This window comes from Sphingomonas sp. PP-CE-3G-477, from assembly GCF_003050745.1.
Classification (GTDB): Bacteria; Pseudomonadota; Alphaproteobacteria; order Sphingomonadales; family Sphingomonadaceae; genus Sphingomonas.
Map to the genome: position 1 here is coordinate 57,021 of NZ_QAOF01000006.1, position 26,378 is coordinate 83,398.

Annotated in this window: 28 protein-coding genes and 1 riboswitch; of the genes, 10 read left to right on the forward strand and 18 right to left on the reverse strand. The window is 66.5% G+C overall.

Annotation, left to right across the window (positions count from 1 at the left end):
* Positions 1-13 precede the first annotated feature (13 nt).
* The 5 genes from C8J45_RS12925 to C8J45_RS12945 form a co-directional block, all read right to left on the reverse strand.
* Positions 14-460, reverse strand: a complete 447-nt coding sequence (locus tag C8J45_RS12925) for a hypothetical protein (RefSeq protein WP_107963585.1) — start codon at positions 458-460, stop codon at positions 14-16.
* Positions 457-1,212, reverse strand: coding sequence for an A24 family peptidase (locus C8J45_RS12930; protein ID WP_258191445.1), 756 nt, complete (start codon positions 1,210-1,212; stop codon positions 457-459). The genes C8J45_RS12925 and C8J45_RS12930 overlap by 4 nt, the downstream gene beginning before the upstream one ends.
* Positions 1,205-1,456, reverse strand: a complete 252-nt coding sequence (locus tag C8J45_RS12935; protein WP_107963586.1) for a hypothetical protein — start codon at positions 1,454-1,456, stop codon at positions 1,205-1,207. Before C8J45_RS12935 ends, C8J45_RS12930 begins: the two co-directional genes overlap by 8 nt.
* Positions 1,457-1,527: 71 nt before the next feature.
* On the reverse strand, positions 1,528-1,983 hold the full coding sequence (locus tag C8J45_RS12940; protein WP_107963587.1) for a GNAT family N-acetyltransferase: 456 nt from the start codon (positions 1,981-1,983) through the stop codon (positions 1,528-1,530).
* Positions 1,984-2,006: 23 nt separating this feature from the next.
* The gene (locus C8J45_RS12945) at positions 2,007-2,507 is read right to left on the reverse strand and encodes an SH3 domain-containing protein (RefSeq protein ID WP_107963588.1); all 501 of its coding nucleotides are present in this window, start codon (positions 2,505-2,507) and stop codon (positions 2,007-2,009) included.
* Positions 2,508-2,622: 115 nt separating this feature from the next.
* On the opposite strand from C8J45_RS12945, the gene C8J45_RS12950 reads away from it, so the two are divergent.
* Together C8J45_RS12950 and C8J45_RS12955 are read left to right on the forward strand one after the other, a co-directional pair.
* Positions 2,623-3,621, forward strand: coding sequence for a D-glycerate dehydrogenase (locus tag C8J45_RS12950; RefSeq protein WP_107963589.1), 999 nt, complete (start codon positions 2,623-2,625; stop codon positions 3,619-3,621).
* A 90-nt stretch (positions 3,622-3,711) separates the two neighbouring features.
* Entirely contained in the window at positions 3,712-3,903 is a 192-nt protein-coding gene (locus C8J45_RS12955; protein ID WP_093399163.1) for a hypothetical protein, read from the forward strand.
* A 61-nt stretch (positions 3,904-3,964) separates the two neighbouring features.
* Here the strand turns inward: C8J45_RS12955 and C8J45_RS12960 are convergent, their stop codons facing one another.
* From C8J45_RS12960 to C8J45_RS12975, 4 genes are all read right to left on the reverse strand, one after another.
* Complete coding sequence (locus C8J45_RS12960) at positions 3,965-4,210, reverse strand: hypothetical protein (protein ID WP_132833271.1); 246 nt, start codon at positions 4,208-4,210, stop codon at positions 3,965-3,967.
* Between the two features lie 166 nt (positions 4,211-4,376).
* Complete coding sequence (locus C8J45_RS12965) at positions 4,377-5,015, reverse strand: LysE family translocator (protein WP_107963590.1); 639 nt, start codon at positions 5,013-5,015, stop codon at positions 4,377-4,379.
* Between the two features lie 218 nt (positions 5,016-5,233).
* Positions 5,234-6,637: a nitronate monooxygenase family protein gene (locus tag C8J45_RS12970; protein ID WP_107963591.1), complete on the reverse strand. Its 1,404-nt coding sequence runs from the start codon at positions 6,635-6,637 to the stop codon at positions 5,234-5,236.
* Between the two features lie 69 nt (positions 6,638-6,706).
* The gene (locus C8J45_RS12975) at positions 6,707-7,843 is read right to left on the reverse strand and encodes a glycosyltransferase (protein ID WP_107963714.1); all 1,137 of its coding nucleotides are present in this window, start codon (positions 7,841-7,843) and stop codon (positions 6,707-6,709) included.
* A gap of 155 nt (positions 7,844-7,998) precedes the next feature.
* Here C8J45_RS12975 and C8J45_RS12980 point away from each other — a divergent pair, with 155 nt between their 5' ends.
* Entirely contained in the window at positions 7,999-9,312 is a 1,314-nt protein-coding gene (locus C8J45_RS12980; protein WP_107963715.1) for an amidohydrolase family protein, read from the forward strand.
* 31 nt (positions 9,313-9,343) lie between these two features.
* Here the strand turns inward: C8J45_RS12980 and C8J45_RS12985 are convergent, their stop codons facing one another.
* The 9 genes from C8J45_RS12985 to C8J45_RS13025 all read right to left on the reverse strand — a co-directional run bounded on the left by C8J45_RS12985 (position 9,344) and on the right by C8J45_RS13025 (position 19,181).
* The gene (locus C8J45_RS12985; RefSeq protein ID WP_107963716.1) at positions 9,344-10,111 is read right to left on the reverse strand and encodes a ThuA domain-containing protein; all 768 of its coding nucleotides are present in this window, start codon (positions 10,109-10,111) and stop codon (positions 9,344-9,346) included.
* A 69-nt stretch (positions 10,112-10,180) separates the two neighbouring features.
* Positions 10,181-10,870 carry a spermidine synthase gene (locus tag C8J45_RS12990; RefSeq protein WP_107963717.1) on the reverse strand — a complete coding sequence of 230 codons (690 nt, stop codon included), beginning with the start codon at positions 10,868-10,870 and terminating at the stop codon, positions 10,181-10,183.
* Positions 10,871-10,904: 34 nt separating this feature from the next.
* Positions 10,905-11,903, reverse strand: a complete 999-nt coding sequence (gene rsgA / locus C8J45_RS12995) for a ribosome small subunit-dependent GTPase A (RefSeq protein WP_107963592.1) — start codon at positions 11,901-11,903, stop codon at positions 10,905-10,907.
* A gap of 85 nt (positions 11,904-11,988) precedes the next feature.
* A complete protein-coding gene (pnuC, locus tag C8J45_RS13000; protein WP_107963593.1) occupies positions 11,989-12,537 on the reverse strand; it encodes a nicotinamide riboside transporter PnuC in 549 nt (182 codons plus the stop codon).
* Entirely contained in the window at positions 12,534-13,679 is a 1,146-nt protein-coding gene (locus tag C8J45_RS13005) for a phosphotransferase enzyme family protein (protein WP_107963594.1), read from the reverse strand. Before C8J45_RS13005 ends, pnuC begins: the two co-directional genes overlap by 4 nt.
* 1 nt (position 13,680) lies before the next feature.
* Entirely contained in the window at positions 13,681-15,984 is a 2,304-nt protein-coding gene (locus C8J45_RS13010) for a TonB-dependent receptor (protein WP_374956447.1), read from the reverse strand.
* Positions 15,985-16,035: 51 nt separating this feature from the next.
* Positions 16,036-16,145: riboswitch (TPP riboswitch) on the reverse strand.
* Positions 16,146-16,192: 47 nt separating this feature from the next.
* A complete protein-coding gene (locus tag C8J45_RS13015; protein ID WP_107963595.1) occupies positions 16,193-17,308 on the reverse strand; it encodes a glycosidase in 1,116 nt (371 codons plus the stop codon).
* A gap of 165 nt (positions 17,309-17,473) precedes the next feature.
* Positions 17,474-18,232 carry an SDR family oxidoreductase gene (locus C8J45_RS13020; RefSeq protein WP_107963596.1) on the reverse strand — a complete coding sequence of 253 codons (759 nt, stop codon included), beginning with the start codon at positions 18,230-18,232 and terminating at the stop codon, positions 17,474-17,476.
* 67 nt (positions 18,233-18,299) lie between these two features.
* On the reverse strand, positions 18,300-19,181 hold the full coding sequence (locus tag C8J45_RS13025; RefSeq protein ID WP_107963719.1) for an alpha/beta fold hydrolase: 882 nt from the start codon (positions 19,179-19,181) through the stop codon (positions 18,300-18,302).
* 37 nt (positions 19,182-19,218) lie between these two features.
* Here C8J45_RS13025 and C8J45_RS13030 point away from each other — a divergent pair, with 37 nt between their 5' ends.
* The 7 genes from C8J45_RS13030 to C8J45_RS13060 all read left to right on the forward strand — a co-directional run bounded on the left by C8J45_RS13030 (position 19,219) and on the right by C8J45_RS13060 (position 26,276).
* Complete coding sequence (locus tag C8J45_RS13030) at positions 19,219-20,577, forward strand: protein adenylyltransferase SelO family protein (RefSeq protein ID WP_107963597.1); 1,359 nt, start codon at positions 19,219-19,221, stop codon at positions 20,575-20,577.
* A gap of 152 nt (positions 20,578-20,729) precedes the next feature.
* Positions 20,730-22,142: a succinylglutamate-semialdehyde dehydrogenase gene (astD, locus tag C8J45_RS13035; RefSeq protein WP_107963720.1), complete on the forward strand. Its 1,413-nt coding sequence runs from the start codon at positions 20,730-20,732 to the stop codon at positions 22,140-22,142.
* Positions 22,143-22,380: 238 nt separating this feature from the next.
* Complete coding sequence (cobA, locus tag C8J45_RS13040) at positions 22,381-23,172, forward strand: uroporphyrinogen-III C-methyltransferase (RefSeq protein WP_107963598.1); 792 nt, start codon at positions 22,381-22,383, stop codon at positions 23,170-23,172.
* Positions 23,169-23,465, forward strand: a complete 297-nt coding sequence (locus C8J45_RS13045; protein ID WP_107955139.1) for a DUF2849 domain-containing protein — start codon at positions 23,169-23,171, stop codon at positions 23,463-23,465. Before cobA ends, C8J45_RS13045 begins: the two co-directional genes overlap by 4 nt.
* Before the next feature lies 1 nt (position 23,466).
* Positions 23,467-25,098, forward strand: coding sequence for a nitrite/sulfite reductase (locus tag C8J45_RS13050; protein ID WP_107963599.1), 1,632 nt, complete (start codon positions 23,467-23,469; stop codon positions 25,096-25,098).
* Positions 25,091-25,531, forward strand: a complete 441-nt coding sequence (locus tag C8J45_RS13055) for a DUF934 domain-containing protein (RefSeq protein ID WP_056050673.1) — start codon at positions 25,091-25,093, stop codon at positions 25,529-25,531. The genes C8J45_RS13050 and C8J45_RS13055 overlap by 8 nt, the downstream gene beginning before the upstream one ends.
* A complete protein-coding gene (locus tag C8J45_RS13060) occupies positions 25,524-26,276 on the forward strand; it encodes a phosphoadenylyl-sulfate reductase (protein WP_107963600.1) in 753 nt (250 codons plus the stop codon). Before C8J45_RS13055 ends, C8J45_RS13060 begins: the two co-directional genes overlap by 8 nt.
* Positions 26,277-26,378 lie beyond the last annotated feature (102 nt).

Sequence of the window (26,378 nt, forward strand, 5' to 3'; positions counted from 1 at the left end):
ACAAAAATTAACCTCAGACACAGCCGATTAGGCCACCGACCGGCATGACGACGGTATCGCGGCCGGGGCGGTCGATCCGTAGCGTCGCGGACGTCACAGTAGCGCCCGCCGAGATGTCGGCGCGCACCGCGACCGCCATGTCGAGCGTCGCGGTCACGTCGCCGCCGCGGTATTGCGTGACGCCGCCAAAGCCGAAACCGATCGTGGGCGACTGCGTCGTCATCGCGTAGTCGTTGGTCTTGCCGTCGATCGCTAAGCGGACCTGCGCGGGGTCGGCCGTGGCCATCGCAACGAGCTGCCGGCCGGCATCCATGCTCCAGAGATACGCGGCGCATCCCTTGGCGGGGAGCTTCTGCGTGCCGATCGCGCCGAGGGGACCCGGACCCGGATTCGTCCCCGGATTGGCCGCAGCCGACGGCGTCGCCGCTTGCAGCGCGAGCATAAGAGCGAGCGATATCATGGCGTCAGGCCTATCATGAACAGCCACGCAGGATAAGCCGCGATCGCCAGCAACGCGCCGAACGGAAGCGCAGTATCCGCCGCCATGCTGCGTCCCTTGATGTGTGCGGCGAGGACGACGCCGAGTCCGATCATGCTCGCGATCAGCAGGACGGCGGGCAACATCTGCCACCCGAGCCACAGCCCGATCGCGCCGAACAGCTTGGGATCGCCGCCCCCCATGCCGTCGCGTCCGCGTATGCGTCTGTAGCCGAACGCGACCAGCCACAGCGTGCAGAACCCGGCGAGCCCGCCGATCAATCGATCGGGCAGCGGCGGGTCGATATCGAACGCGGCGCCGACGAGCCCGGTCGCAGCCAGCAGGATCGTCAGTCGATCGGGCAGCCAGAATGCGACGAGGTCGAGGCTCGCCAACGCCAGCAACAGCCATCCGAACACCGCGCCTGCAACGCCTACCGGTCCCGGCGCAACGAGCCCCGCAGCCAAGCCGATCGCCAACCCCGCCAACTCGATCCGCCAATGAACCGGACTGATCGCAACGCTGCACCCTTTGCACCGGCCGCGCAGGACGAGCGCGCTCACCAGCGGTACCAGCTCGACCGCGCGGAGCGTCCGCCCGCAGCCATCGCACGCCGATCGCCCCTGCATCACCGATCGCCCGTCGGGCCAGCGCATCACCAGCGCCGCGACGAAGCTGCCGATGATCGCGCCGAGCACCCCCAGCAGCACCGCCCAGAACGCAGCCTCAGACACCCGTTTTCCGCACCAGGTAGCGATACACGCCGAGGAGGTTGATCCCGAACAACACGATGTTCTGCGTGCCCAGCGCCCAGTCTCCGGTCAAGGCCGCACCGCTCAGCCACGCGATCGACGAGGCAACGAACAGCACGAACCCCCACCCCGTCACGCGCCGCCCGAAGTCGAGCGACACCATGAACGCGGCGATGACGCCGGATGCTGCGGCGGACCATTTGAGCGTCGTGATGAGTGTTTCCATCGGACCGGTGTATGCGCTTCCGCGCCGCCCGATACTGAGCGAGGTCAACACGCGGCGTATGGTGGCAGCGGCTAGAACTTCAGCGTGTAATAGCGCGAGAACGGCGTGTCCTCATACGTGCCGAACGGCTCGCAGGCGACGAACCCTGCTTGTTCATAGAGCGACCGCGCCGGCGCATAGACCGCGGTGCTGCCGGTCTCCAGACTGACGCGACCATAGCCCCGCGAGCGTGCCTCGGCGATCAGGTGATCGAGCATCGTGCGACCGACACCGCGGCGGAGCCGATCGGGGGACGTCCGCATCGACTTCAGTTCGCCGTGGTCAGGATCGAGCTGCTTCAGCGCGCCGATCCCGGCGAGGACATCGTCGTCCCAGCACGACCACAGGGTAACCGCCGGATCGCGCAAACCGCTCATGTCGAGCGCGAAGACGCTGTCAGGCGGCGAGTTCGCATAGGCCTCCCGGAGATGCAGCGCGATCAATGCGACGACATCGGGATTATCCAGCGTCTCTCGAACGATCCGCATAGTCTCGACCTCCGCGTTCAAGTTCAGGGCAGCATCTCGCCGGCTTCCACGCCCCACAGCCCGCCAATCTGCACGAACCCCGCCTGCCCCTTCACGTCCATGCGGCACCAGCCACTGCCGCACTGGCTCAACCGCCCGACCACGCCTGGAGCGGCTCGCCACAGCAAGCGGCTGCCGGCATTGGGCTTCTCGCGAAGTTCGACGGGGTCAGCGCCGTGCACGATCGCGGTGCGCGTGCCGCTCAGCAGGTTCGCCTGCATCCAGCCTTCGGTGCCGTCCGGATCGGCGATCTTGCGCCATTCCTTGTAGATCGCGACCACCTTGATGGGGAGATCCTGGCGCTGATACAGCCAGCTCGCCGGATAGGTCCGCGCAGGGCCGGTCCGCATCCGCGCGCGCGATGCCGAGATCGACGCGTAATAGGGCAGCGTGCGCTTCGTCGCGTCGGCAGCCGCCACCGGGTCGGGCACCAGCGCGGTGGCAACGAAAACGGAAAGCGCGGCGGCGAGAATGCGCATGGTCATGTCCTAACTGGCGAACCGAACTCCTATCGCGACGAACCGCTTTCCTCAACCGAAGTTGCGGCCCCGACGGTGACGGGACGTTGACGGGCACGAGCGGCTTCGCCAAGCCATCCGCATGACCGACACACGCCGCTGTCCGAACCCGAAGGTCGTCGTCACTCGCGAGCTGGCCGATACGCTCATGGACCGGATGGAGGCGCTGTTCGACACGCAGAACAACCGCGCCGATGTGAAGCTCGACCGCGACCAGCTCGCCGCGGCGATGGCCGATTGCGACGTGTTCGTGCCGACCGTGACCGACGACATCGACGCAGCGCTGATCGCCGGTGCGGGCGACCGGCTGAAGCTGATCGCCAACTACGGCGCGGGCGTGAACCATATCGACCTGAAGGCGGCGCGCGCACGCGGCATCATCGTCACCAATACGCCGGGGGTGCTCACCGAGGACACCGCGGACATGACGATGGCGCTGATCCTGTCGGTCCCGCGGCGCCTGGCCGAAGGCGAGAAGCTGGTGCGGTCGGGGCAGTGGAACGGCTGGAGCCCGGGCGGGATGCTCGGCCACCGGATCGGCGGCAAGGCGCTCGGGATCGTCGGGATGGGTCGGATCGGCCAGGCGGTCGCGCTCAGGGCGCGCGCGTTCGGGCTGACGATCCATTATCATAACCGCACCCGCCTCCCCGCGGTCCGCGAGGCGCAACTCGCCGCCACCTTCCATGCATCGCTCGACGACATGCTCGGGGCGGTCGACATCGTCACGATCCACACGCCCTTGAACGCCGACAGCCTCGACCTGATCGACGCCCGGCGGATCGGCCTGATGCAGCCGCACGTGTACCTCATCAACGCCGCGCGTGGCGGGATCGTCGACGAGGGTGCGCTGGTCGACGCGCTGGAGGCGGGCAAGCTCGCGGGCGCAGGTCTCGACGTCTGGGCGCACGAGCCGGCGATCGATCCGCGGCTGCTCGCGCTGCCCAACGTCGTGATGCTGCCGCACATGGGCTCCGCGACGCTCGAAGGGCGGATGGCGTCAGGCGAGCGCGTCATCCAGAATATCCGGATGTGGGCGGATGGCCATCGCCCGCCGGATCAGGTGCTCGACGGCTGGATCTGAGCCCACCGATACGATCTGCATCAATATTTCGGAACCGATGCCGCGATGCAGCATTTGTTGGATACCCCCGGAGAGACAGGAGTATCCAAGATGAAGAAGTTTGCCGTTTCCGCCCTGCTGGTCGCATCCGCCGTGTCGATGAGCGCATGCTCGACGCTCAAGGGCGCGGGCATCGGTGCAGCCGGTGGCGCAGGCGTCGCCGCCGCGACTGGTGGTAGCGTCGAGAAGGGTGCAGCCGTTGGTGGTGCCGGTGGCGCCGTCGTCGGCACCGTCGCCGACTGATACGTTACCCCGCAACATGAACGATCCTCCCCCGCCAGGGGGAGGGTTAAACCGAACGCCCTTAAACCGCGCGCATCCAGTGGGTTCGCGCTACCGTTCCGGTCAGGACCTTCGACCCGAACGCCTTGATGATCTTCGCCGCATCCGCGCTGTTCATCAGCACGACGCGTGTTCCGCCCGATGGCAGTGTCTCGATCGCACTGATGATCGCGCCATGCTTCTTGCACATCGCCACGACCTGAGGCTGTTCGACGCTGACATTGACCGCGCGCGAGATCGGCACGACCGTGTCCGTACCCGTCGTCACGATGCGGACTCTGAGGTCACGAAGGCAGAATAGATCGTCATGCGGCATTCCCGGCTCGGAGCGGGAGCGCAAAGCATCTCTCAGTCGCAGCCTGCCCGTACGAAGCGCCCCGATGGCTCATCTATGCGCGCTATCGCCCCGAACGGCAATGGCGCTGCGTGCCCCGCTATGCTCGCACGCGCAGCAAAGCTAGGCCGAACCCGACGAAGATCGCCCCCGTCACGCGGTCGAACGCGCGCCGCAACGCCGGGCGCGTAAGATACCGCGCGAGCGTTCGACCACCGGCTGCATACATGCCGTACCAGAAGCTCTCGACCACCGCGAAGGTCACCACGAGTATCGCGAACTGGGGCGCCTGCGGTGACGCGCGGTCGACGAACTGCGGTAGGAACGCGGCGGCGAACAACAGCAGCTTCGGATTGCTGATCCCGATCACGAACCCGCCGCGGAACAGGCGCCACGCCGACACGGAAGGAGGGAGCGCCACCGGCGACGTATCATCACCGACATCGATCGGAGCCCCCGCCCCGCGCCACGCCTTGATGCCGAGGAATATGAGGTACGCGACGCCGGCATAGCGCAGCGCGTCGAACACTCTCGGCCAAGCCGCGAGCAGCGCGGATACGCCCGCCGCGGACGCCGCCAGCACGAGCACCAGCGCGGTCAGGCACCCCACCATCGCCGCGACGCTACGCCGCGCGCCAAAGGCGATGCTGCGTGTCATGACGTGCAGCATGTTGGGTCCGGGCGTTCCGCATAAAAGGAACACCGCGACCACGAACAACCACCAGGCGTGTAGCGTCATTTACGGCTCCTGTTGTTCACGGGGCGGTTCGGGCGGTTCCCGTGTGTCCATCCGCCCCCAGCCCCATCACCCCAGCGGAAGCAGGGGTTTCCCCGTTTGGCGGGCGACTAAAACCTCAAAACGATACCCCAGCTTTCGCTGGGGTGACGGGGCTGCTTAGGAAAACGAGGAAAATTTCGCTTGAGACGCGTTCGGCTCAGTCACTGATATCTACCGCCTCAATCCCCCGTCAAAATCCGGTCGACCAGCTGCCCGACGCTCGGCACGAAGCCGTTCGAATAGAACGGATCCTTCTTGAAATTATACGCGGCATGGCCTGCGAACATCAGGTTCTGGTCGATATCGCCGCCATGCGCGATGTCCTGCAAAGTCTTCTGGATGCAGAAGCTGCGCGGGTCGGCGAGGCGTCCGGTCGAGTTGGTCTCGGTATCCGCCCAGCTCGAGAACGAGCATTGCGACAGGCAGCCCATGCAGTCGGCCTGGTCCTTGCGGATCATGCCCTTCTCGGTCGGGCTGACGAACACCAGCGTGTTGTCCGGCGTCTTGAGCGCATCGGTGTAGCCCTCGCCGAACCACTGCCGTGCACGCAGCAGGTCGTTGCGCGTAACCCAGAAGTTCTTGCCCTTCACGCCTACGTCGAGCTGGAAAATGTGGTCGCCCGCCTCCTGCGTCGAGAACGCGATCTGACGCTCCGAGCGTGCTTCGAGCGAGCGGAGGAACGGATTGCGCACCGCCGACGAATAGAAGCCGGTCGGCGAGAACTTGTGCAGCAGCACGTCGCCTTCCTCGATCTGCGTCAGCGCGTCCTTCCACCCCTGGGGGATCGGGCTTTCGCGAGTCAGCAAGGGCCGCGTGCCGAACTGAAACGCGATCGTGCCAAGCTCGGGATTGTCGATCCAGTCGTTCCAGTCGCGCAGATACCAGACGCCACCGGCCATCACGATCGGCACGTCGTCGCTGATGCCGCCTTCGCGCATCACGTCGCGCAGTTCCTTCACGCGCGGATACGGGTCCTGCGGCTTCAACGGGTCCTCGGCGTTCGACAGGCCGTTATGCCCGCCCGCGAGCCACGGGTCCTCGTACACCACCGCGGCAAGCCATTCGGCCGCCTTCGAATACGCCCGCTTCCACAGCGCGCGGAAGGCACGGCCGGAGCTGACGATCGGCAGGTAGCTCACGCCGTAGGATGCGGTGATCTCGGACAGCTTGTACGGCATGCCCGCGCCGCAGGTGACTCCGGCGACCTTGCCCCGCGTGCGTTCGAGCACGCCGTGCAGGATCCGCTGCGCGCCGCCCATTTCCCACAGCACGTTGATGTTGATCGCGCCCTTGCCGTCGGCGATCTCGTAGGCGCGCTCGACCTGCTGGACCGCGCCTTCGATGGCGTATTCGACCAGTTCCTCGTGACGGGCACGCCGCGTCAGGGCTTCATAGACCTGCGGGATGATCTTGCCGTCGGGATCGTAGCTGTCCGCGTTGACCGCCGACACGGTGCCGATACCCCCGGCCGCAGCCCAGGCGCCGGCCGACGCGTGGTTGGTCGCGGCGACGCCTTTGCCGCCCTCAACCAGAGGCCAGACTTCCCGACCGTTATAGACGATAGGCTTCAGGCCCTTGAACACGACGTCACCTCTCCCGGAAAATACGGCCCCCTATATCGCAAGGACGCAGCGTGCGAGCAATATTACGACCTAGGTTAGCGCGCCCGGACGGTTCAGGGCACCTTCGTACAGCGCGCGATAGCGAGCGATCATAACCGCTTCGTCGAATTCCGCGCGCGCCTTGGCCTGGTTCGCGGCCCCGACCGAGGCGCGCAAGGCGGGATCGCCGACCAGCGCCTGCAACGCATCACGCAACCGAACCTCGTTTGCGATCTCGGTCACGAACGGCAGATTCTCGGGCGCGACCATCCGCGTGATGTCGCCGACCGGATAGCTCGCGATCGGCAGGCCCGCGGCCATCGCCTCGACCACCGCGATCGGGAACTGCTCGCTGCGCGACGACACCGCCAGCATGTCGAAATGGCCGATATAGCGGTATGGGCGATCGAGAAATCCGGGCAGCACCAGCTTGTCCGCCATCCCCATCGCGGCGGCGGCTTGCAGGATGTTCGCGCGCTCCGGGCCCTCCCCGATGATCACCAGCCGCACGCGTCCGGATACACCGCCGACCGCACGGACCAGCGCGGTGAGGTCCTTCACCTCGCGCAAGCCCGCCAGCGCACCGATCACGACTTCCTTGGCGTTGCGCGTGAACCCGGGGATGGCCTTGGGCTCGGGCTTCTGCGCGTAATAAGCCGTGCCGATCCCGTTGACGATCCGGTGGACGCGCTCGCGCGGCTGTTTCCAGGTCTTCAGCGCGATGCCTTCGAGCACCTCGGAGGGCACTGCCAGCGCATGCGCCGCGCCCAGCGCGAGCCGCCGATAGATGTTGCGCTCGATCTTGAGCCCGCCCGCCTCGTCCGCGTTGAACCCGTCTTCGTGATGCACGAGCGGCGGCGCGCCCTTGGCGAACGCCCGCCGCGCCATCGCCCCATCTATCGCACCCCAGTTATAGCTCAACACCAGATCGAACCGCCGCATATACTGCGCGATCGCCTCGTAGCGCTTGACCGAAGGCTTGCCCGTCAGCGGCGGTGGATTCTGCGCGATCTCGTAGCGGATGCCCTTCGCAATCGAGTCCCGTGCTTTCAAGGCATCGGGCATACCCGACACGATGGTATGCTTCGCGCGATCCCCGATCGCATTCATCAACCGAACCGCCCGCGCCTCCTTGCCGCCAAGATCGAACGACGAGTGGAGATGCAGGATGTTCACGGGAGCAGACATAGCGAACGCGATGCCGATTTCGGCGCGCGCTTTCAAGGGACCTTCGATACCCGACAGGACTTGCCCGCTCCGCCATCCGCGTTCGCCGTTCCCGCAATGACCACTTGCAGGCGCCCCTTGGTTGGACGAGCATGGTAGGCAAAGGGGAGAGAATGATGATCAAGGCATTTCTGATCGGGCTGGCGGCGACCGTCTCGGTATCGGCATTGGCGCAGACCAAGCCGTCGACCACGACTTATATCCAAGCCGGCACGCTGCTCGATCGCCCCGGTCAGGCGCCGCGCGGCAACACGACGATCATCGTTCGCGACGGCAAGGTGGCGGAGTTGCGCGACGGCTTCGTGGCGCCGGAGCAAGGCGCGACTCTGGTTGATCTCCGCAACGCCTTCGTCCTGCCGGGGCTGGTCGACATGCACGTGCATCTCTGGGGTATCGGCGGCGATCCGATGCGCGCGCGTCTGGAGGCGCTGAACCGCGACCGGTTCGACGACGAGATGACTGCCGTCGCCAACGCGCGCACGACGCTGAACGCAGGCTTCACCTCGGTCCGCGATCTCGGCGGCGATCCGCGCGGCATCCGTGCGCTGCGCGACGCGATCGACGCCGGGACGGTCGAGGGACCGAGCATCACCAACGCGGGCGAAATGATCTCGGTGACCGGCGGGCACGGCGACGGCGGCAACGGGCTGGCCGAGGAATTCGCCGACATGGTGCATGCCAAGGAAGTGAACCTCTGCGACGGTCCCGACGACTGCCGCCGCGCGGTGCGCGCGCAGGTCGCGCTCGGCGCCCGCGTCATCAAGTTCGCCGCGACCGGCGGCGTGCTCTCGAACGTCAGCGGCGGGCTCGGCCGTGCGATGACGCCCGAGGAGATGCGCGCGATCATCGAGACGGCGCATACGCTCGGTCGCAAGGTCGCCGCGCATAGCCATGCGACCGAGGGCACGCGTGCGGCGCTGGAGGCCGGCGTCGATTCGATCGAGCACGGGACGTTCCTCGACGCGGATACGATCAAGCTGTTCAAGACCAAGGGCGCCTATCTGGTGCCGACCGAGATCGCGCCCGTCGCGGCGCTCGCGCAGGCCCGCGGCGGCGCGCTGCCACCCGCGACGATCGTCAAGGCCGAAGCCGCAGCCGCCGCGATGGCCGACAGCCACCGTCGCGCCTATGCGGCCGGCGTGAAGGTCGCGTTCGGAACCGATACCGGCGTGTCGAAGCACGGCGACAACGCGACCGAGTTCGCGCTGATGGTGAAGAACGGCCTAACCCCAACGCAGGCAATCGCCGCCGCCACCGTCGGTGCCGCCGACCTGCTCGGTCGCGACGACATCGGTATGCTGGCGCCCGGCAAGACGGCGGACATCATCGCGGTGACGGGCTCTCCGCTGCAGGACGTCACGCGGCTCGAACACGTCGATTTCGTCATGCACCGCGGCAAGATCGCCAAGACGTCGTCCGGCGGCGTCTGACAGCCGGGATCGACCGCGCGGCGTCCGGGGTTCAGTGGCGCTGACCCCGGCCCGTCGCGGCCCAGTAGAGTCCGCCCAGCAGATGCTGGAGATAGCGCTCGTCGCGGTACGCCTCCGCATCGTGGCCGAGCAGTGTGACGAACACCCGCCCCTTCTCATACCGATGATGCCAGGCTTCGGGGTGGTCCTTCCCCATCGGCTTCGCCACCTGACCCGGCCAGATCCTGGTCGGATCATAGCTCGTCTCGTCCACCGTCAGCACCGTGTCGATGGCCACCGCGAACGGATTGCTCGTGACGTAGAACTCGTCGCTCCAGATCCAGCGGTCGGGCACGCCGAACGTCGCCGGAAAGCCCTTGTCGACCACGGTGACGACGCCGGTCTGCAGCATCGGATGATTGACGAAACTGCGACCCACCAGTTTCTCGTACCACGGCCAGTCGGCCTTCGGGATGATCGCGGCGCGGTGCACGACGATCGCGTTGCCGCCACCCCGCATATACACCTCGAAATGCCGACGCTGCGTCTCGCTCAGCTGTTCCGCCGGGGTATTGAGGAACATCACCGCCGCGTAATGGCTGAGGTCACCATCGAACACCGCAGGGTCGCTGGTCCACTCGATGTGAAACGCATGCAGCTTTGCGAGGTGCTCGATACTGTCGCGCGCGACCGGAATATATTCATAGTGGTATTTGCTGGGGGTCGCGATCACCAGGACCTTGAACTGATCCTCGGCGAAGCCGACCGACGGGATCATCACAAGGACGATCGCGAGAAGCGCTCGAAAAGCCGCGGTCATCATGTCCCTTTCGCGTCGCCAAAGCGCCTTATAGCGATCGAAGCCCCGCCGATGATACCGCGGCGCGTGTCAATCCGCCGGCGTGGCGAACCAGATGACGTGTCGCGGCCCCTTGCCGTTGCTGCGCGCCCGCACGACGACCTCCTCGGTACGAAACCCCGACGACGCGAGACGACGGACGAAGACCGGGTCGGGTGCCGCCGACCAGATCGCCAGGACGCCGCCGGGGGCGAGCGCTCGCTTCGCCGCAACCAGTCCGCGTACCGAATAGAGCCGGTTGTTATCGGTCCGCGTCAGCCCGTCGGGGCCGTTGTCGACGTCGAGCAGGATCGCATCGTACGCCGACGACGCCTCTGCGATGACGGCGCCGACATCGCCCTGCACCAATGTCACGCGCGGATCGTCGAGACAGCCCGCCATCAGCGTCGCCATCGGCCCGCGCGCCCAGTCGATGATCTCCGGCACCAGTTCGACCACCGTTATCCGCGCGTTCTGGTCGAGCGCCGCCAGCGCCGCGCGCAGCGTGAACCCCATGCCGTACCCACCGATCAGCAGATGCGGTCCCTGTCGTTGGCGCGGGCGCTTTCCCAGCCGTTCGCAGGTCATGACCGCGAGCGCCTCTTCCGACCCCGTCATCCGCGTACTCATCAGCTCGGCACGATCGAGCAGGATCATGAAGTCGCCGCCGCGGCTGTACAGGTGCAGTTCCTCACCGCCGCCCGGCACGATCGCGGTGGCCAGCAATTCCCGTGGTGTCATGCTGCGCTCGCGTCCCTGGATACCGGGTCCTGCATCAATGCGGCCGCCGCCCGGCAGTCCGCGCGGCATTGGCCTTCTCTTCGGTCGCGAGCTTGCGCCAGCGCGCGAACCGGTCCGGCGCCAGCGTCCCCGCCTTGATCCCCGCCTGGACCGCACAGCCCGGCTCTACGGTGTGCGAACAATCCGAAAACTTGCACGCCTGCGCCGCCAGTTCGAAATCGTCGAAGACCTCGGCGATCCCGGTCGACGCGTCCGACAGTTGCAGTTCGCGCATGCCGGGCAGGTCGAGCAGCCAGCCGCCCTCCTCCAGCCGGTGCATCTCGCGCACGGTGGTCGTATGCCGTCCCGTCGAGTCGCCCTTGCGGATCGCCTGCGTAAGGATGCTCTCCGACCCGCGCAACGTGTTGACGAGCGTCGACTTTCCGACGCCGGACGATCCAAGGAACGCCACCGTCTTGCCCTTGCCGCACCAGGCCGCGAGGTGTGCGACGCTGGCCGGATCGCGACCGTCGATCGCCTCGACTTGCAATCCCGCCTCGATGCCGTGCACCGCCGCCACGAACGTCTCAGGGCTATCGGTCAGGTCGATCTTGGTCAGGACGACGACCGGGTTCACCCCGACCTCGCGCGCGAGAACGAGGTAGCGCTCGATCCGCGCGACGCTGAAATCCTGGTTGCACGACGCGACGAGGAACACCGTGTCGACATTGGCGGCGATCATCTGATCCTTGCGCGGATCGGCGGGTGATCGCCGCTTGAACAGGTTCATCCGGTGCAGGACGCGCACCGGCTCCAGCGTCCGATCGTCGATCAGCAGCCAGTCGCCGACGGTCGGATGATCGTCCGTCGGCAAGGCACCGGCTATGTACGGCGAGACGAAACGCTGGCCCCCGTCGCCGGCGACCGCGATCTGGCCGCGGTGGACGGACATCACGCGAACGGGGTGGCATTGCGCCGTTTCGTCATCCGAAACCTGGACGCTGAAATGATCGTTCCAGCCAAGATCGAGCAGTGTCTCGGTCGGAGCTGTCATCGGGTTGCGGCGTCCACTATCATGCCCGCTCGGCTGACATCATCCGCGCCGATACGCAAGCGACCAGGGTGACGCCGAACCGTCGCTACGCGGCTCGCCAACGCCGATATCCCATGACCGCCAGCGCGATCATCACCGCATAGAGGCCTGCCGTCAGCATGAGCCCCTTGACGATGAACATCCCGACATAGAGCACGTCGACCACGATCCAGAGCAGCCAGCTCGCAGCATGACGCCGCGCCGTCCAATATTGCGCGACCAGGCTGAAACTGCTCAGCCCCGCGTCCATCCAGGGCAGCGCCGCATTCGTGTAGCGGCTCATGAACCAACCGATCGCGAGCGCGCCGACCGCACCGGCCGCCAGCCCGGCGGAGGCTTGCGCGCGATGCAACGGCCGCACGACGATGTCGCCGGTATCCGCCTTGCCGCGCGCCCACGCGATCCAGCCATAGACGATCGCGATCCCGAACAGCGCCTGCAGGACCATGTCCGCATACAGGCGAACGTCGAGGAAGAGCTTGAAGTACAGGGCGCAGGCGACGAAATTGACCGGCCAGCACAGCATGCGCCGCGTCGCGGTCAGCCAGATGCCCGCGAAGCTGACGACGACGGCGATGATTTCGAACCCCGTCATCGGACCGGACCCTCGCCGCCGATTCGCTCCAGGAAATCCTGCCCGGCTGCCGACAGGAACCAGTCGGCATGACCGACCAGATAGTCGTCACATGCCAGCGTTGCGGCATCCGGATCGTCGACGATGCCGGCGAAGTAGTCGATCTCCGACAGCGCGAATTCGAGATGGACCAGCGGCAACAGGCGCACGATCGTCGCGATGTCGGCGCGGCTCAAAGGCCGGATCGTCGCATAGCCCGAAAGGATCGCGATCGCGGCCTCCGGGTCCGCGATCGCCGCGTCATCCCCCTGCCCCAGCTTCAACCACTGTATCGCGGTCCGCTCGATCGCGGTGGCGATGTCATGAACGGCGCAAGTACGATCGGCGAGACCGAAGTCGAACACCGTCCGCACGCTCCCGTCGCCCGCCCAGAGCAGGTTCGACGGATGCCAGTCGTTGTGAGTCCATAGCGGCACTTGCGCCGCCAGCAGCGCGGGAAGCCCCTCGCCCAACGTTCCGAACAGTCTCGCAAGGTCCCGCCGCCACGGTCGGGGCGTCAGGAATGCGGCGAGCGCCGGACGGGCGGCGACATAGACTTCGGCCGCCGCGATCGGATCGGCTGCGGGCAGGATCGTAAAGCTCGCCACGAGCGGTTGCGGGCGACGTGCCGGAGCCATAAAATCGCGTGCGGCCAAGTGCAGCGTCGCAAGGGCGACCCCCGCGGCATGCGCGTGGGCGTGCGTGAAGAACGGCGTCCACGACAGGCTGTCACGGTACAGGTCCGCGCCGGGCGCCTCGCGAAAGAGCTCGTAGGACCACTCGCCGCGCGCAACTACACTCCCGCCGTCTGCGGTCGCCATCACTTCGGCAACGGAAACGCCCGCACCGGCGAGATGCGCGATGAATGCGTGCTCCTCGGCCAGGCCCTCGATCGAGCGGACACTCGCGTGATGACGTTTCAGCAAGAACGCGCCCTGCGTCGCGTGGACCAGCGTCGCGGCGGAGAATGGTCGCGGGGAATGCCAGTGCAGACCGGTCATCCGTCCTGCCGCCGGGAAGCGGGCGAGTACCGCCTCGGCCTCGTCCGCGGTTATCGCGGGCCAGGTCGGCGCTTCCATCGCGGTGCCCATACCGTGGACCAGATGCGCGGGCTGCGACGCCACCTCAGAACGCCCGCGAGATCGTCGCCATGACCGCCGCGCCGCTGCCGATGTAATAAGCGGGCGGTGCGCCAGCGATGACCGTGCCGTTGCGGCCGATCGTGTCCTGCGCATTGGTGCTGACCGACTGCACACCGGCGAGGACGTGCGGATCGGTGACGTTGATCGCGTTGACGCGCAGGTCGGTGCGCTTGCCGTCGAGCCAGTCGGCGAGGTGCATGCCGACCGACAGGTCGAGCGTCGCATACCCCTTGATGCGTTCGTCGTTCATGAAGCTCGCATATTGCCGGCCGATATATTTCGACGCGACGCTGCCGAAGAAACGCCCGTCGTCATAGATCCCGCCGGCGCCGAACTGCACCGTCGGGCTGGACACCGCGTGCTTGCCCCTGGTCGGCAGGAAGTCCGCGCCGACTGGGAGGTCGTCATCGATCCGCGCGCGCAGATATTCGCCGGAAAGATACAGGCTGACCCCGGCGACCGGGCGATAGTCGATCTCCGCATCGACGCCGTACGAAGTCTGGCCGCCCGCGTTGAGCGTCGCGTTGACCTGCGCGCCGCCCTGATCGAGCACGGTCGCGAGTTGGCGGTTGCGGAACTTGTAGTGGAAGCCGGTCACCGACGCGGAGAACTGCTCGCCGATGAAACGATAGCCCACTTCCTCCGAGACAGAATACTCGTTCTTGAGCGCGTTGGTGCCCTGCACGACGACCGCGCCACCCGCATAACTGTTGTAGAGCGTGAACTCGTTCGGCGTGCGGAAGTTGGTGGTGATGTTGGCGAACAGCTGCTGGCGATCGTCGATCCGGTAGTGGATCGCGGCGCGCGGCAACGCGGCGAAGCTGTCGTTGCGCACCTTGTCCTGCGGTCCGGGGAGGTAGTTGCGGCCGTTGCGGAGGACGTTGACGCCCTTGAACCCCGCGTCGATCGTCAGCCGCGGCGTGAGTGCGATGCTGTCGGCGAGGAAGAAGCCTTTCGTGACGGTGACGGTGCGCTGGTTCTCATAGGCGAGCAGGCGGCCGTCGGCGGTGCGGATTGCCTTCGAACGATAGCCCCAGCGGTCGAACGGCTGCCCATCGGCGTCGACCGAGGTGTACGACTGCGTAACGCGGTCGGTGCCGTAGTCGAACCAGAGCCCAGCGGTGAGCGTGTGTGCGCCGGTCCTGAAGGTGAGCTTGCTGACGTTGCCGGTTCGCATCTGGTCGCCGGTATAATTGCCGAGCACGGTCGCGACGCCGTCGACTGCACCGGGCAGCGCGATCGGCTGTGCCAGTTCCTCGGTGCCAAGGAAATTGCCTTCGGTGGTCAACTGCGTGCCGTAAGGCGAGTTGCCGTAGCCGAACTGGAGGTAGGTGGTGCTGTCGAGCGCCAGCCGATCGGTCAGCACCAGGTGCACCGGCGCGGAGGCGTAGAGGTTGCGGAACGGCGCGCGGTACAGGCGCCAATAGTTGGTGTTCCCTGCCGTGTAGCGCTTGTCGTAGTTGAACCCGCGACCTTGCGCGTTCCATTCGGCGAGCGTCGGGCTCGGGTAGCTCGACGAGTTCGCGTCGTTATACGACAGCGCGAGGCTGGCGCGGTTGCCGGCACCCCATTCGTTAAGGATTTTGGCGTCGATGTGCTGGCGTGTATCGAAACCCGCACCCCGCCAATTGTCCGCGCGGGTGTTCGAATAAGACAGGAACGCCTTCAGCCCGGTGTTGCCGATCGTCCCGCTATCGACGCGGAAGAACCCACGCCGGGCCGCGTAGCTGCCGAGTGACAGGTCGACGAGCGCTCCGGCGCGCGCCTTCGGATCGTCCAGCGACAGCGACAACAGCCCGCCGGCGCCGCCGAGCGTCGGTGAATCGATATCGACCGAGCCTTGCGCGAGCGTGATACGCTTGAGGTTCTCCGGGTCGGCGAACTGCGACGGATAGGCGTAGTAATAGCCAATGTCGTTCTGCGGCGCGCCTTCCATCAGCACGCCGATCTCGTCCTGGCCGAGCCCGCGCAACGTCAGGCTGGAACTCGTCGACAGGCCGTACGGGTCGCTCGACGCGACGTTCGCGCCGGGCAACAGCGTGACAAGCTGGAACGCGTTGAGCGTCGGCGCCTGCTTGACGATGAAGTCGGCGGAAATCGCACTCTGCGCGCGCGGCACCTTCTGGTCGGGCAGCAGACCGGCTGGGTCCTGCTTGCCGACCACCCGGATCTCGGCAGGCTCGACCGGATCGGACGCTTGCGCCCCGGCCGACGATGCGGCGAGGGTCGCAGACAGGGACAGCGCGACCCGCCCCAGAAGTCTGCGCTCGCGCCCAGCGGAAATCACACTCAAACCAGCACTGAAAAACGTCACGTCCACTCCAATCGGAGGGACGACGGGCCAGCCGCAGACCCTCCCTACGCCGGTATAAGCCGGATCAGGTTCAGCGGGTCATGGGCTGCTGCCCACCTCTCAGCCGCGCATGAGCGGCCCCCCGGGGATACGCGTCGCTTAGGCGGTCCGGGGGTGCGTGGAAAGCGCTATCGCGTGCGGTTCACGGGGCGGCGGCGAACACGTCCTTGCCGATATGCGTGATCCGGCACGCCAGGTCCGCCTCGCCGCTTGCCACCACGTAGAAGTCGCCGGCGTCGGCGATGCCCGTCGTGAAGACCACGTTGTCGAGGTACATGCTGTCCTTCAGCGGCTCGGTGAGCGCGGGGTTCGGTTCCAGCAATGCGGTGTGCTCGGTCGCCACCGTGATCGAGGGATCATCCTTGTCGAGGATCGACCAGTACGTCCGGTAGATGCCGACCACGCCCGACGGCTCGACGCCGTGCCACAGCGTCAACCAACCTCGATCGGTCAGGATCGGTGGTGCGCCGCCGCCCATCCGCGCGGTCGAGACGGTGGCCGAATGCGGGCGGATGCCGGGCTTGTCGTGCGGCTTCCAGTGCAACGCATCGGGCGAGCGCGACAGGTTGATCGACGGTCCGCTGCGCCATTCGCTGCCCGGCGGATACGCGAAATACAGATCGCCGAGCGGTCGCGTCTGCGCCCAATACTGCCCGTCGATCAGCCCTTCGAAGATCAGCATGTCCTTGTTCTGGTGATCGAGCACGATCCCCTCGAGCTGCCAGTCGAGCGCGTCGGCGGACGAATACAACGTCGTCGAATGCCGCTCCGGGCTCACCGAACAGGTGGTCATCAAATACCGATCCCCAACCTTCGAGATCCGCGCATCCTCGACGCCATAGCATTGGTACGACGTCCGCGGCGCGATCGCCTTGTCGTAATGCACCGCAACGACCGATCGTGCCTCGGGGTCCAGCTCGACCGGCAGCAACCAGGACAACGACGTCAACGCCATCACCTTCCACCCGCCCCCAGGGATCAGGAACTTGCGCGGATCCTTCGTATCAACCATCTGCAACGGCCACGCATCGAGCAGGTATGCGCCGTCCTGCCAGCGGATCGCATGGACGTTGCCGTTCTTGATCGGCTGCCGCAGAGCCTCCGCCACGCGCACCATTAGCAGCAGATTGCCGTTCGCCAGCCGCGTCATTCCCGGGTTAAACGCGCCGAGCACATAGGTCTCCGCGCCGACCTTCCCCGCCAGCGGCGAGCGCGACAGGTCGATGTCGGCGGGGGTGAAGACGAGCTGATCGAACATGCTATTCTCCTAAGGTATCTAATCTTTCATCGCCCCCCTTGGCCCTCCCCCTTTTTGTTCGCCACCCTATCTCCGTTCGCCCTGAGCGAAGTCGAAGGGCGTGCTCCGAGCGAAGGTGCTTCGACTTCGCTCAGCACGAACGGAATTGGGGAAGCTAGTCGGCGCCTATTCCCCCTCCAGCGCCCGCGGGACGATGACGATCTGCTGGATCACGGTCCGCGTCGGCTGCGTCAGCACGAACTCCACCCCGACCGCGATGTCCTCCGCGCGCAGCATCTGCTCCGCCTCGATCATCTGGCGCTGCTTTTCGTCGGGCACGTCCGGATACTGCATGTTCGAGCCGACCTTGCCAGGCTCGACCAGCGAGACTTTGATCCCCTTCGGCCCAAGCTCGCGCCGCAACGCCTCCGAGAAGCCGGCGATTCCGGACTTTACCCCGGCATACACCGTCGAGCTCGGCCCGAGGATATGCGCGCTGAGCGAACCGATGATGACGATGTCGCTGATCGGCTTCATCCGATGCGCGGCATGGTGCGCGCTGAGCAGGTACGCCGTGAAGTCGACCGCGATCGCATAGCGGAGCTCGTCCTCGCTCATCTGCGTCAGCCCGCCCGCTGCGACCGCCGCGTTGACGACGGTGATGTCGAACCCGCCGAGATACGCCTCGCCCGCGTCGAAGAACGCGCGGACCTTGTCGGGATCGGCGAGTTCGGTGACCATCCCGTCGCCCTCGCCGACTTCGCGGATACGCGCCAGCGCGTCCTGCAGATACCGCTCGTCGCGCCCGCAGATATAGACCGTCGCACCCTCGGCCGCGAGCAGCACCGCGATTGCCCGGCCGATCCCGGTGGTCCCCCCGGTAATGATCGCGCGGCGGCCCTTCAGCGGGCGGACAGTGGTGTGGGCGTCGGAGAGTTCGGTCATCAAGTATCCCGGCTTGTCAGCAGATTGGCGGCGAAACGCACGTTGAAACACTGCGCGCCGACCTCCCCTAAGCGCGGATCGCCGCCCCCTCAAGCGCGCGCGCCAGCAACCCGTCGATCGGCTCCTGCAGCATCGTCTCGCTCAGCGTCGGTGCGTGGCCGACACCCGGCACCGTCACCAGTTCGGCCTGGTCGAGCGACGCCGCCATCCGCTCCGCCGTCGCCGCCGACAACAGGTCGGAGCGCCCACCGCGCACGATCAACGTCGGCACGTCGCGCAGCGAACCCAGCGCCTGCCACATGTCAGGCCCCGCCTCGTTCCCCGGCACGCGGAACGGCTCGGCGATCTTCAGATCATAGTCGAGCACGATGCGCCCAGAACTGTTTAGCCGATACAGCCGCTTGGCCATCGCCAACCAGTCCCCGATCTGCCAGTCGGGATAGACGTCGGCGTTGTTCTCCGAAACGCAGCGTGCTGCATGCATCCAAGTCGGGAAGACGCTCGCCTTGCCGACATAGCCGCGGATTCGCGACAGCCCCTGCGCGTCGATCTCCGGCCCCACGTCGTTGAGCAACGCCGCCATCATCCGACCGCGCGATGGCCCGGCCATCAGCATCATCACGATCCCGCCCAGCGACGTGCCGAACGCGATATACCGATCGATACCCTGATCGGTCAGCAATGCCTCGACGTCCTGCACGTACGTCAGCGGGACGTACGACATCGGGTCCTTCGCATACGCGCTCTCGCCGCGCCCGCGAAAATCCACCGCGATCAGGCGCCAGCGCCCTGCCAGCCTTGCCGCGAGCGCATCGAAATCGCGCGCATTACGTGTCAGCCCCGCCATGCAAATGATCGGCGGCTGGCCTTCCGCACCGCCCGGATAGTCCCTCGCGTGGAGCCTCAGCCCGTCGTTGGACCACCAATAGAGGTTTTCGTAAGCGGCCATGGTTGCGTCCTTCGGGTAGCGGCCACCATATCGCCGCATGCCTATCTCCCCGCAAGCCTATCGCCCCGAAGCAAAGCTCCTCGACCTCGGCGACGGCTTTTTCGATCCTGTCGCGCCTGCGGACTTCCCCGAGACGCGAACCCGCTTCCGCAACGATCGCGCCGCCGCGCAAATCGGTCTCGACGCGCTCACCGACGACGAATGGACTCGCCATTTCGGCCGGTTCGAGCCGCTCCCCGGCACACTCCCCCAGCCGTTCGCGCTCCGCTACCACGGCCACCAGTTCCGCAACTACAACCCCGATCTCGGCGACGGCCGCGGTTTCACCTTTGCGCAGATGCGAGATGACCGAGGCCGGTTGATGGACCTCGGCACCAAGGGATCCGGCCAGACGCCGTGGAGCCGTGCAGGCGACGGCCGCCTCACCCTCAAGGGCGGCATGCGCGAAATCCTCGCGACCGAGATGCTGGAAGCGCTCAACGTGCCGACTTCGCGGACGCTGTCGCTGATCGAGACCAGCGAGGAACTCCAGCGCGGTGACGAACCCAGCCCGACTCGCTCCGCGGTGCTGGTCCGCCTCAATCACAGCCACGTCCGCATTGGCAGCTTCCAGCGCCTCGCCTACCACCGCGACGAAGCGGCTTTACGCAAACTCGTCGGCTACACGCTGCGCAACCTCTACGACGAGGACAGCGAAGACCCGGTCCGCCTGCTCGACCTCGTCGTCGGCCGCACCGCGCACCTCGCCGCGCGCTACATGGCGGCGGGTTTCGTCCACGGCGTGCTCAATTCGGACAACATCAACGTCACCGGCGAAAGCTTCGACTACGGCCCGTGGCGGTTCGCCCCGACCTGGGACCCCGCCTTCACCGCCGCCTATTTCGACCACCAGGGACTGTACGCGTTCGGCCGCCAGCCCGAGGCGATCCACTGGGACGTGATGCAACTCGCCGTCGCGCTCCGCCAGATCGCCGAGAGCGACCCACTGGTCGCCGCGCTCGACCAGTTCGGCCCGCGCTACCAACCCGAAGTCATGCAGGCGATCCTCTGGCGCCTCGGCGTCCGCCCCCGCGATCCCGAGACGGACCAGAACCTCGTCCAGGCCACCGAGCGCGCGCTCCGCACCTCCGGCATCGGCATCGACCGCTTCTTCTTCGACGCGTTCGGCGGAGAGCTGCCCGACACCTATGCCGAACCCTGGACCGAAGTCCGCGCCGCGCTCGCGGCGTACCAACCCCGGAAAGACCGCTCGCACGCGTATTGGTCGGGCGAACCGTGCAGCATGCTGATCGACGAAGTGGAGGCAATCTGGGCCCCGATCGCCGACCATGACGACTGGACGCTGTTGAACGAGAAGGTAGCGGCAATCCGCTGCATGGGCGAAGCGCTAGCTTAATGGTTCCCCCGCGGAGGCGGGGGCCCAGGATCTCACAGGACAACGTTCGTAACCCTGGGCCCCCGCCTCCGCGGGGGAACGAGTATTGCCGGTCGACCTGCCTTTTGCACGACCAGTGGAAACTCATCGCGAATCAAGGCAAGAGCAGCGCCATGTCCGACGAGATCATCTCCCACGAACCCGCCACCGGCGCGGTCCTCTGGCGCCATCCGGTCGGCGACGTCGACGCGGAGGTCGCCTGCGCGCGCGCCGGCTGGTCGAGCTGGGCGTCGAAACCGCTCGCCTTCCGGATCGAGACGATGCGGCGCTTCGCCAACATCGTCCGGCAGCGCAACGATGCCTTCACCGATCTGATCGCGCGCGAGACCGGCAAGCCGATCTGGGAAGCGCGCGGCGAAGTCGAGACGGTCATCGCCAAGGTCGACATCTCGGTCAGCGCCTATGCCGACCGTACCGCGCAGCGCCGCCTCGAAGCGACGATGGGCTCGCGGATCGCCGTCCGTCACAAGCCGCACGGCGTGCTGGCCGTGCTCGGACCGTACAACTTCCCCGCGCATCTGCCCAACGGCCACATCGTCCCCGCGCTGATCGCGGGCAACGCGGTCGTCTTCAAGCCGTCGGAAAAAACACCCGCCGTCGGCGCCTTCCTCGTCGAGTGCTTCCGCGCCGCAGGGGTGCCGCCCGAATGCATCCGTCTCGTCATCGGTGGCCCGAACGAGGGCAAGGCGCTCGCCGCGCATCCGGATATCGACGGACTGCTGTTCACTGGCTCGGCGCGCACCGGCCTGGCGCTCAACCGCGCGTTCGCCGACAAGCCCGAGAAGATCCTCGCGCTCGAGATGGGCGGCAACAATCCGATCGTCGTCTGGGATACGCCCGACCTGCACACCGCGGCCGTGCTGATCATCCAATCGGCCTTCACCACCGCTGGCCAGCGTTGCACCGCCGCGCGCCGGCTGATCGTCGACACCAAGCTCTACGACCCGTTGATCGCCACGCTCGACAAGATGGTCGGCCGGATCATCGTCGGCGAACCGCACGCCAACCCGGCCCCGTTCATGGGCCCGGTGATCGACAACGAAGCCGCCGAGCAACTCAGCGAAAGCTTCCTCGAACTACTCACGCGCGGCGGCCGCCCGATCCGCCATCTCGAACGCCCGGTCGCGGACCTGCCGTTCCTCAAGCCCGCGCTGGTCGACGTCACCGACATCGCCGATCGGCCCGATATCGAGCTGTTCGGGCCGATCCTCCAGGTCGTCCGCGTCGATGATTTCGACGCCGCGATCGCGGAGGCGAACAACACGCGCTACGGCCTGTCCGCCTCGCTCATCAGCCAGACCCCCGCGCTCTACGACCGCTTCTGGGCCAACATCCGCGCCGGCATCGTCAACTGGAACAAGCCCACCAATGGCGCCTCGAGCGGAGCCCCGTTCGGCGGCATCGGCTGGTCCGGCAACCACCGTCCGAGCGCCTATTACGCCGCGGATTACTGCGCCTACCCGGTCGTCAGCAGCGAATCCGAAAGCGCCCGCGCGTCGATCGGGATCGGCCTAGCCGACGGCTGATTGCTTTCGATCCTCCCCCGCCAGGGGGAGGTGGCGCGAAGCGACGGAGGGGGAGGACACGGAGCAGAGGTTATCGCCGCCCTCCCCCCTCCGTCTGGCAAGAGCCAGCCACCTCCCCCTAGCGGGGGAGGATCAGTCGCTTCGACAACCAACATACCCCGCCACGGAAAGCAATCCTACCTCCCGCCAAAGCATCATTCGGTTGCAGCGCAGCGCCCATCCGCCCATCTCCGGTCGCATGGCAAGCCTCCTAGACCCCACCGCCCGCGGGCGCGTCATCCTCGTCGGGGCGGGCCCGGGCGATCCCGGCCTCCTGACCGTCCGCGCGGTCGAGGCGCTGAAGACCGCTGACGTCGTCGTGCATGACGGGCTGATCGACCCGCGCGTGCTCGACATCGCGCCGCCGTCCGCACAGCGGATTTCGGTCGCCAAGCAGCGCGCGCGTCACACGCTGCCGCAGGAGGCGATCAACGCGCTGATCATCGCGCACGTGAAGACCGGCGCGATCGTCATCCGGCTCAAGGGTGGCGACCCGTTCGTGTTCGGCCGCGGCGGCGAGGAGGTCGAGGCGGTTCGCGCTGCGGGTCTCCCCGTCGAAGTGGTTCCTGGCGTCTCGGCTGCACTCGGTTGTGCCGCCGAAGCGATGCTGCCGCTGACGCACCGCGATCATTCGAGCGCAGTCAGCTTCGTCGCGGGCCAGTGCAAGGGTTTGACCGAGCAGGACTGGTCGGGGCTCGCCGGCCAGGGCCGCACGCTCGTGATCTACATGGGCATCGCTACGGCGACCGAGATCGCAGACAAGCTGATGGCCGACGGCGTTGCGCCCGATATGCCCGTCGCCGTGCTGGAGCGCGGCACGTTGCAGGGCAGCCGTGCGATCCGGACGCTACTCGCCGACCTCGGCGCCATGGTGGCGCGGGAAGCGGTGAAGAGCCCCGCGATCATCGTCGTCGGCGAAGTCGTCGAACTGTCCGACGCACAAGATAAACTCGCCCGCTGGGCCCGCGTAGCAGAGGACGCCGCCGCATGAAGCTGTTGACCGGAAACGACCTTCCCACCGGCGACGTCGTCTGGTGGACCGGCAATGGCTGGTCGCGTCACATCGAGGACGCGGCGGACGTCGGCGTCGCCGGTGAAGCCATCCTCCAGGCGGAGGAAGGCGCGCGCCGCGTCAATGTGCCCTATCTGATCGAGGCAACGCAGACGGACGAAGGCCCCCGCCCCGCCCACATCAAGGACCGCATCCGCGCTTTGGGCCCGACGATGCGGCCCGACCTGACCCTCAAACCCGCCGACCCTAACGCCGGCAGCTGGGTAATCTGATATGTATAAATACGACGAATACGACCAGGCGATCGTCGACCAGCGCGTCGACGAGTTTCGTGATCAGGTCCGCCGCCGCCTTTCGGGTGAGCTGACCGAGGACCAGTTCAAGCCGCTGCGGCTGATGAACGGTCTGTACCTCCAGCTCCACGCGTACATGCTGCGCGTCGCGGTGCCGTACGGGACGCTCGACGGGCGCCAGATGCGGATGCTCGGGCACATCGCGCGGAAGTACGATCGCGGTTACGGGCATTTCACCACGCGGCAGAACATCCAGTTCAACTGGATCCAGCTCGACCAGACCCCGGACATCCTCCAGGAGCTGGCGACGGTCGAGATGCATGCCATCCAGACCAGCGGCAACTGCATCCGCAACATCAGCTCGGACCAGTTCGCCGGCGCCGCCGCGGACGAGGTCGCCGATCCGCGTCCTTGGGCCGAGCTGATCCGCCAATGGTCGACGTTCCACCCGGAATTCACGTACCTGCCGCGTAAGTTCAAGATCTGCGTGATCGCCGCGGACGAGGATCGTGCGGCGATGCGCCTCCACGATATCGGCATCGGGCTGCACGTCCGTGACGGCGAACTCGGCGCGAAGATCTTCGTCGGCGGCGGCATGGGCCGGACGCCAATGATCAGCCACGAGATCCGCGACTTCGTCCCCGCCGACGACCTGATGAGCTATCTCGAGGCGTGCCTGCGCGTCTACAATCGCTACGGCCGGCGCGACAACATCTACAAGGCACGGATCAAGATCCTGCTCCACGAGATCGGCCCCGACGAATATCGCCGCCAGGTCGAGGAGGAATTCGCCGCGGTGAAGGGCCTCGGCCTCGATCCTCCGCGGGCCGAGCTGGAGCGCATTACCAGCCACTTCGGCGCGCCCGATTTCGACGCCAATGCCTCGACCGACATCGACCGCAGCGATCCCGACTTTGCGGTCTGGCTCGACCAGAACGTCAAGGCGCACAAGCAGTCGGGCTATGCGATCGTCAACATCAGCCTGAAGCCGATCGGCGGCATCCCCGGCGACGCGTCGGCGGACCAGATCGACGTGATGGCCGACCTTGGCACGCGCTACAGCTTCGACGAACTGCGCGTCACGCATGCGCAGAACATCGTCCTGCCGCACGTCAGGATCGCCGACCTGCACGCGGTGTGGTCGGCGCTGAACGAGGCGGGGCTAGCCGAAGCCAATCTCGACCTGATCAGCGATATCATCGCCTGCCCTGGTCTCGATTATTGCAGCCTCGCCAATGCGCGCTCGATCCCACTCGCGCAGAAGATCGCGACGCGGTTCGGCAGCCTCGATCGCCAGCGCGATCTGGGTGAGTTGAAGCTCAAGATCAGCGGCTGCATCAATGCGTGCGGGCACCACCATGCCGGCCACATCGGCATCCTCGGCGTCGACAAGAAGGGCACCGAGAATTACCAGCTCTCGCTCGGCGGCTCGGGCGCGGAGGATGTAAGCCTCGCGAAGATCACCGGCCCCGGCTTCTCGGAGGACGGCGTGGTCGACGCGATCGAGCGTGTCACCGACCGGTATCTGCAGGTCCGCGACCCCGGTGAACGCTTCCTCGATACCTACCGCCGCGTCGGCTTCGAGACGTTCAAGGAGGCGATCTATGGTTGAGTATCCGGACCAGACGCTGCTCCGCTTCCGCGACGACGAGCCGCATGACGAGCCGGCCGTGACGCTCGATTCGTTCATCGGCCAGAGCAACGCGGCCGCCGTGCGCCTGGAAGCGGGCGACGATGCCCGCGCGCTGTTGCCGCAGATCGACCAGCTTGCGCTGATCGAGGTGAGCTTTCCCGGCTATCGCGATGGCCGTGGCTATTCGTCCGCGCGGATCCTCCGCGAGGCGGGGTATACCGGCGAACTGCGTGCGCAGGGCGACGTCCTGGTCGACCAGATTCCGCTGATGCGGCGCTGCGGGTTCGACAGCTTCGCACCACAAGCACCGATCGATATCGACGTGTTGCGCGCGAGTTTGGAGCGCTACGATACGCCGTACCAGAAGGCGGCGGACGGCGCGGTGCCGGTGTGGAAGCTGCGCCATGGGTGAGCCCGCGCGCCGACTCGACATGATCGACGTCACGCCGGCGTTCACGCGCGCCGATGCGATGGCGATGCAGGAGCGGTTCGAAGGCGTCTCCGCTCAGGAGATGCTGTTCGAGCTGCTGGTCGGCGAGTTGCGCGGGCGGATCGCGGCGGTGTCGTCGTTCGGCGCTGAGTCGGCGGTGCTGCTGCACATGGTCGCGCAGGTCGATGTCGACGTGCCGGTGGTGTTCACGAATACGCAGAAGATGTTCGGCGAGACCTTGGCCTATCGTGACGAACTGGCCGAGAAGCTGGGCTTTACGGATCTGCGCGTGTTCCGTCCCGATCCGCGGTTGCTCGCGATCAAGGACAAGACGGGGTTGCGGTGGTCGTACGATCCAGATGGGTGTTGCGATCTGCGCAAGGTCGAGCCGTTGCGGCGGGCGTTGGCGCCGTTCGATGCGTGGATTTCGGGGCGGAAGGGGTTTCAGTCGGGGACCCGCACTGCCTTGCCGCGGTTCGAGGAGGATGAGGGGCGCCTCAAGATCAACCCGCTGGCGGATTGGGACAAGGCCAAGCTCGACGCGTATTTCGCCGAGCATGAGTTGCCGCGGCATCCGTTGGAAGCTCAGGGTTATCTGTCGATTGGGTGTGCGCCGTGCACGACGAAAGTTGCACCGGGCGAAGACCCGCGTGCGGGGCGGTGGCGGAGTTTCGACAAGGTCGAATGCGGCATCCACGCCCCCACCGATTATGACCCGATGATCTGACTACTTTCCCTCGCCCCTACGGGGAGAGGGAGGGAGGAGCCACTTGGCGACGGAAGGGAGAGGGGCGGCATCCAGGTCCCGAGCCACACTCCCCTCTCCCTT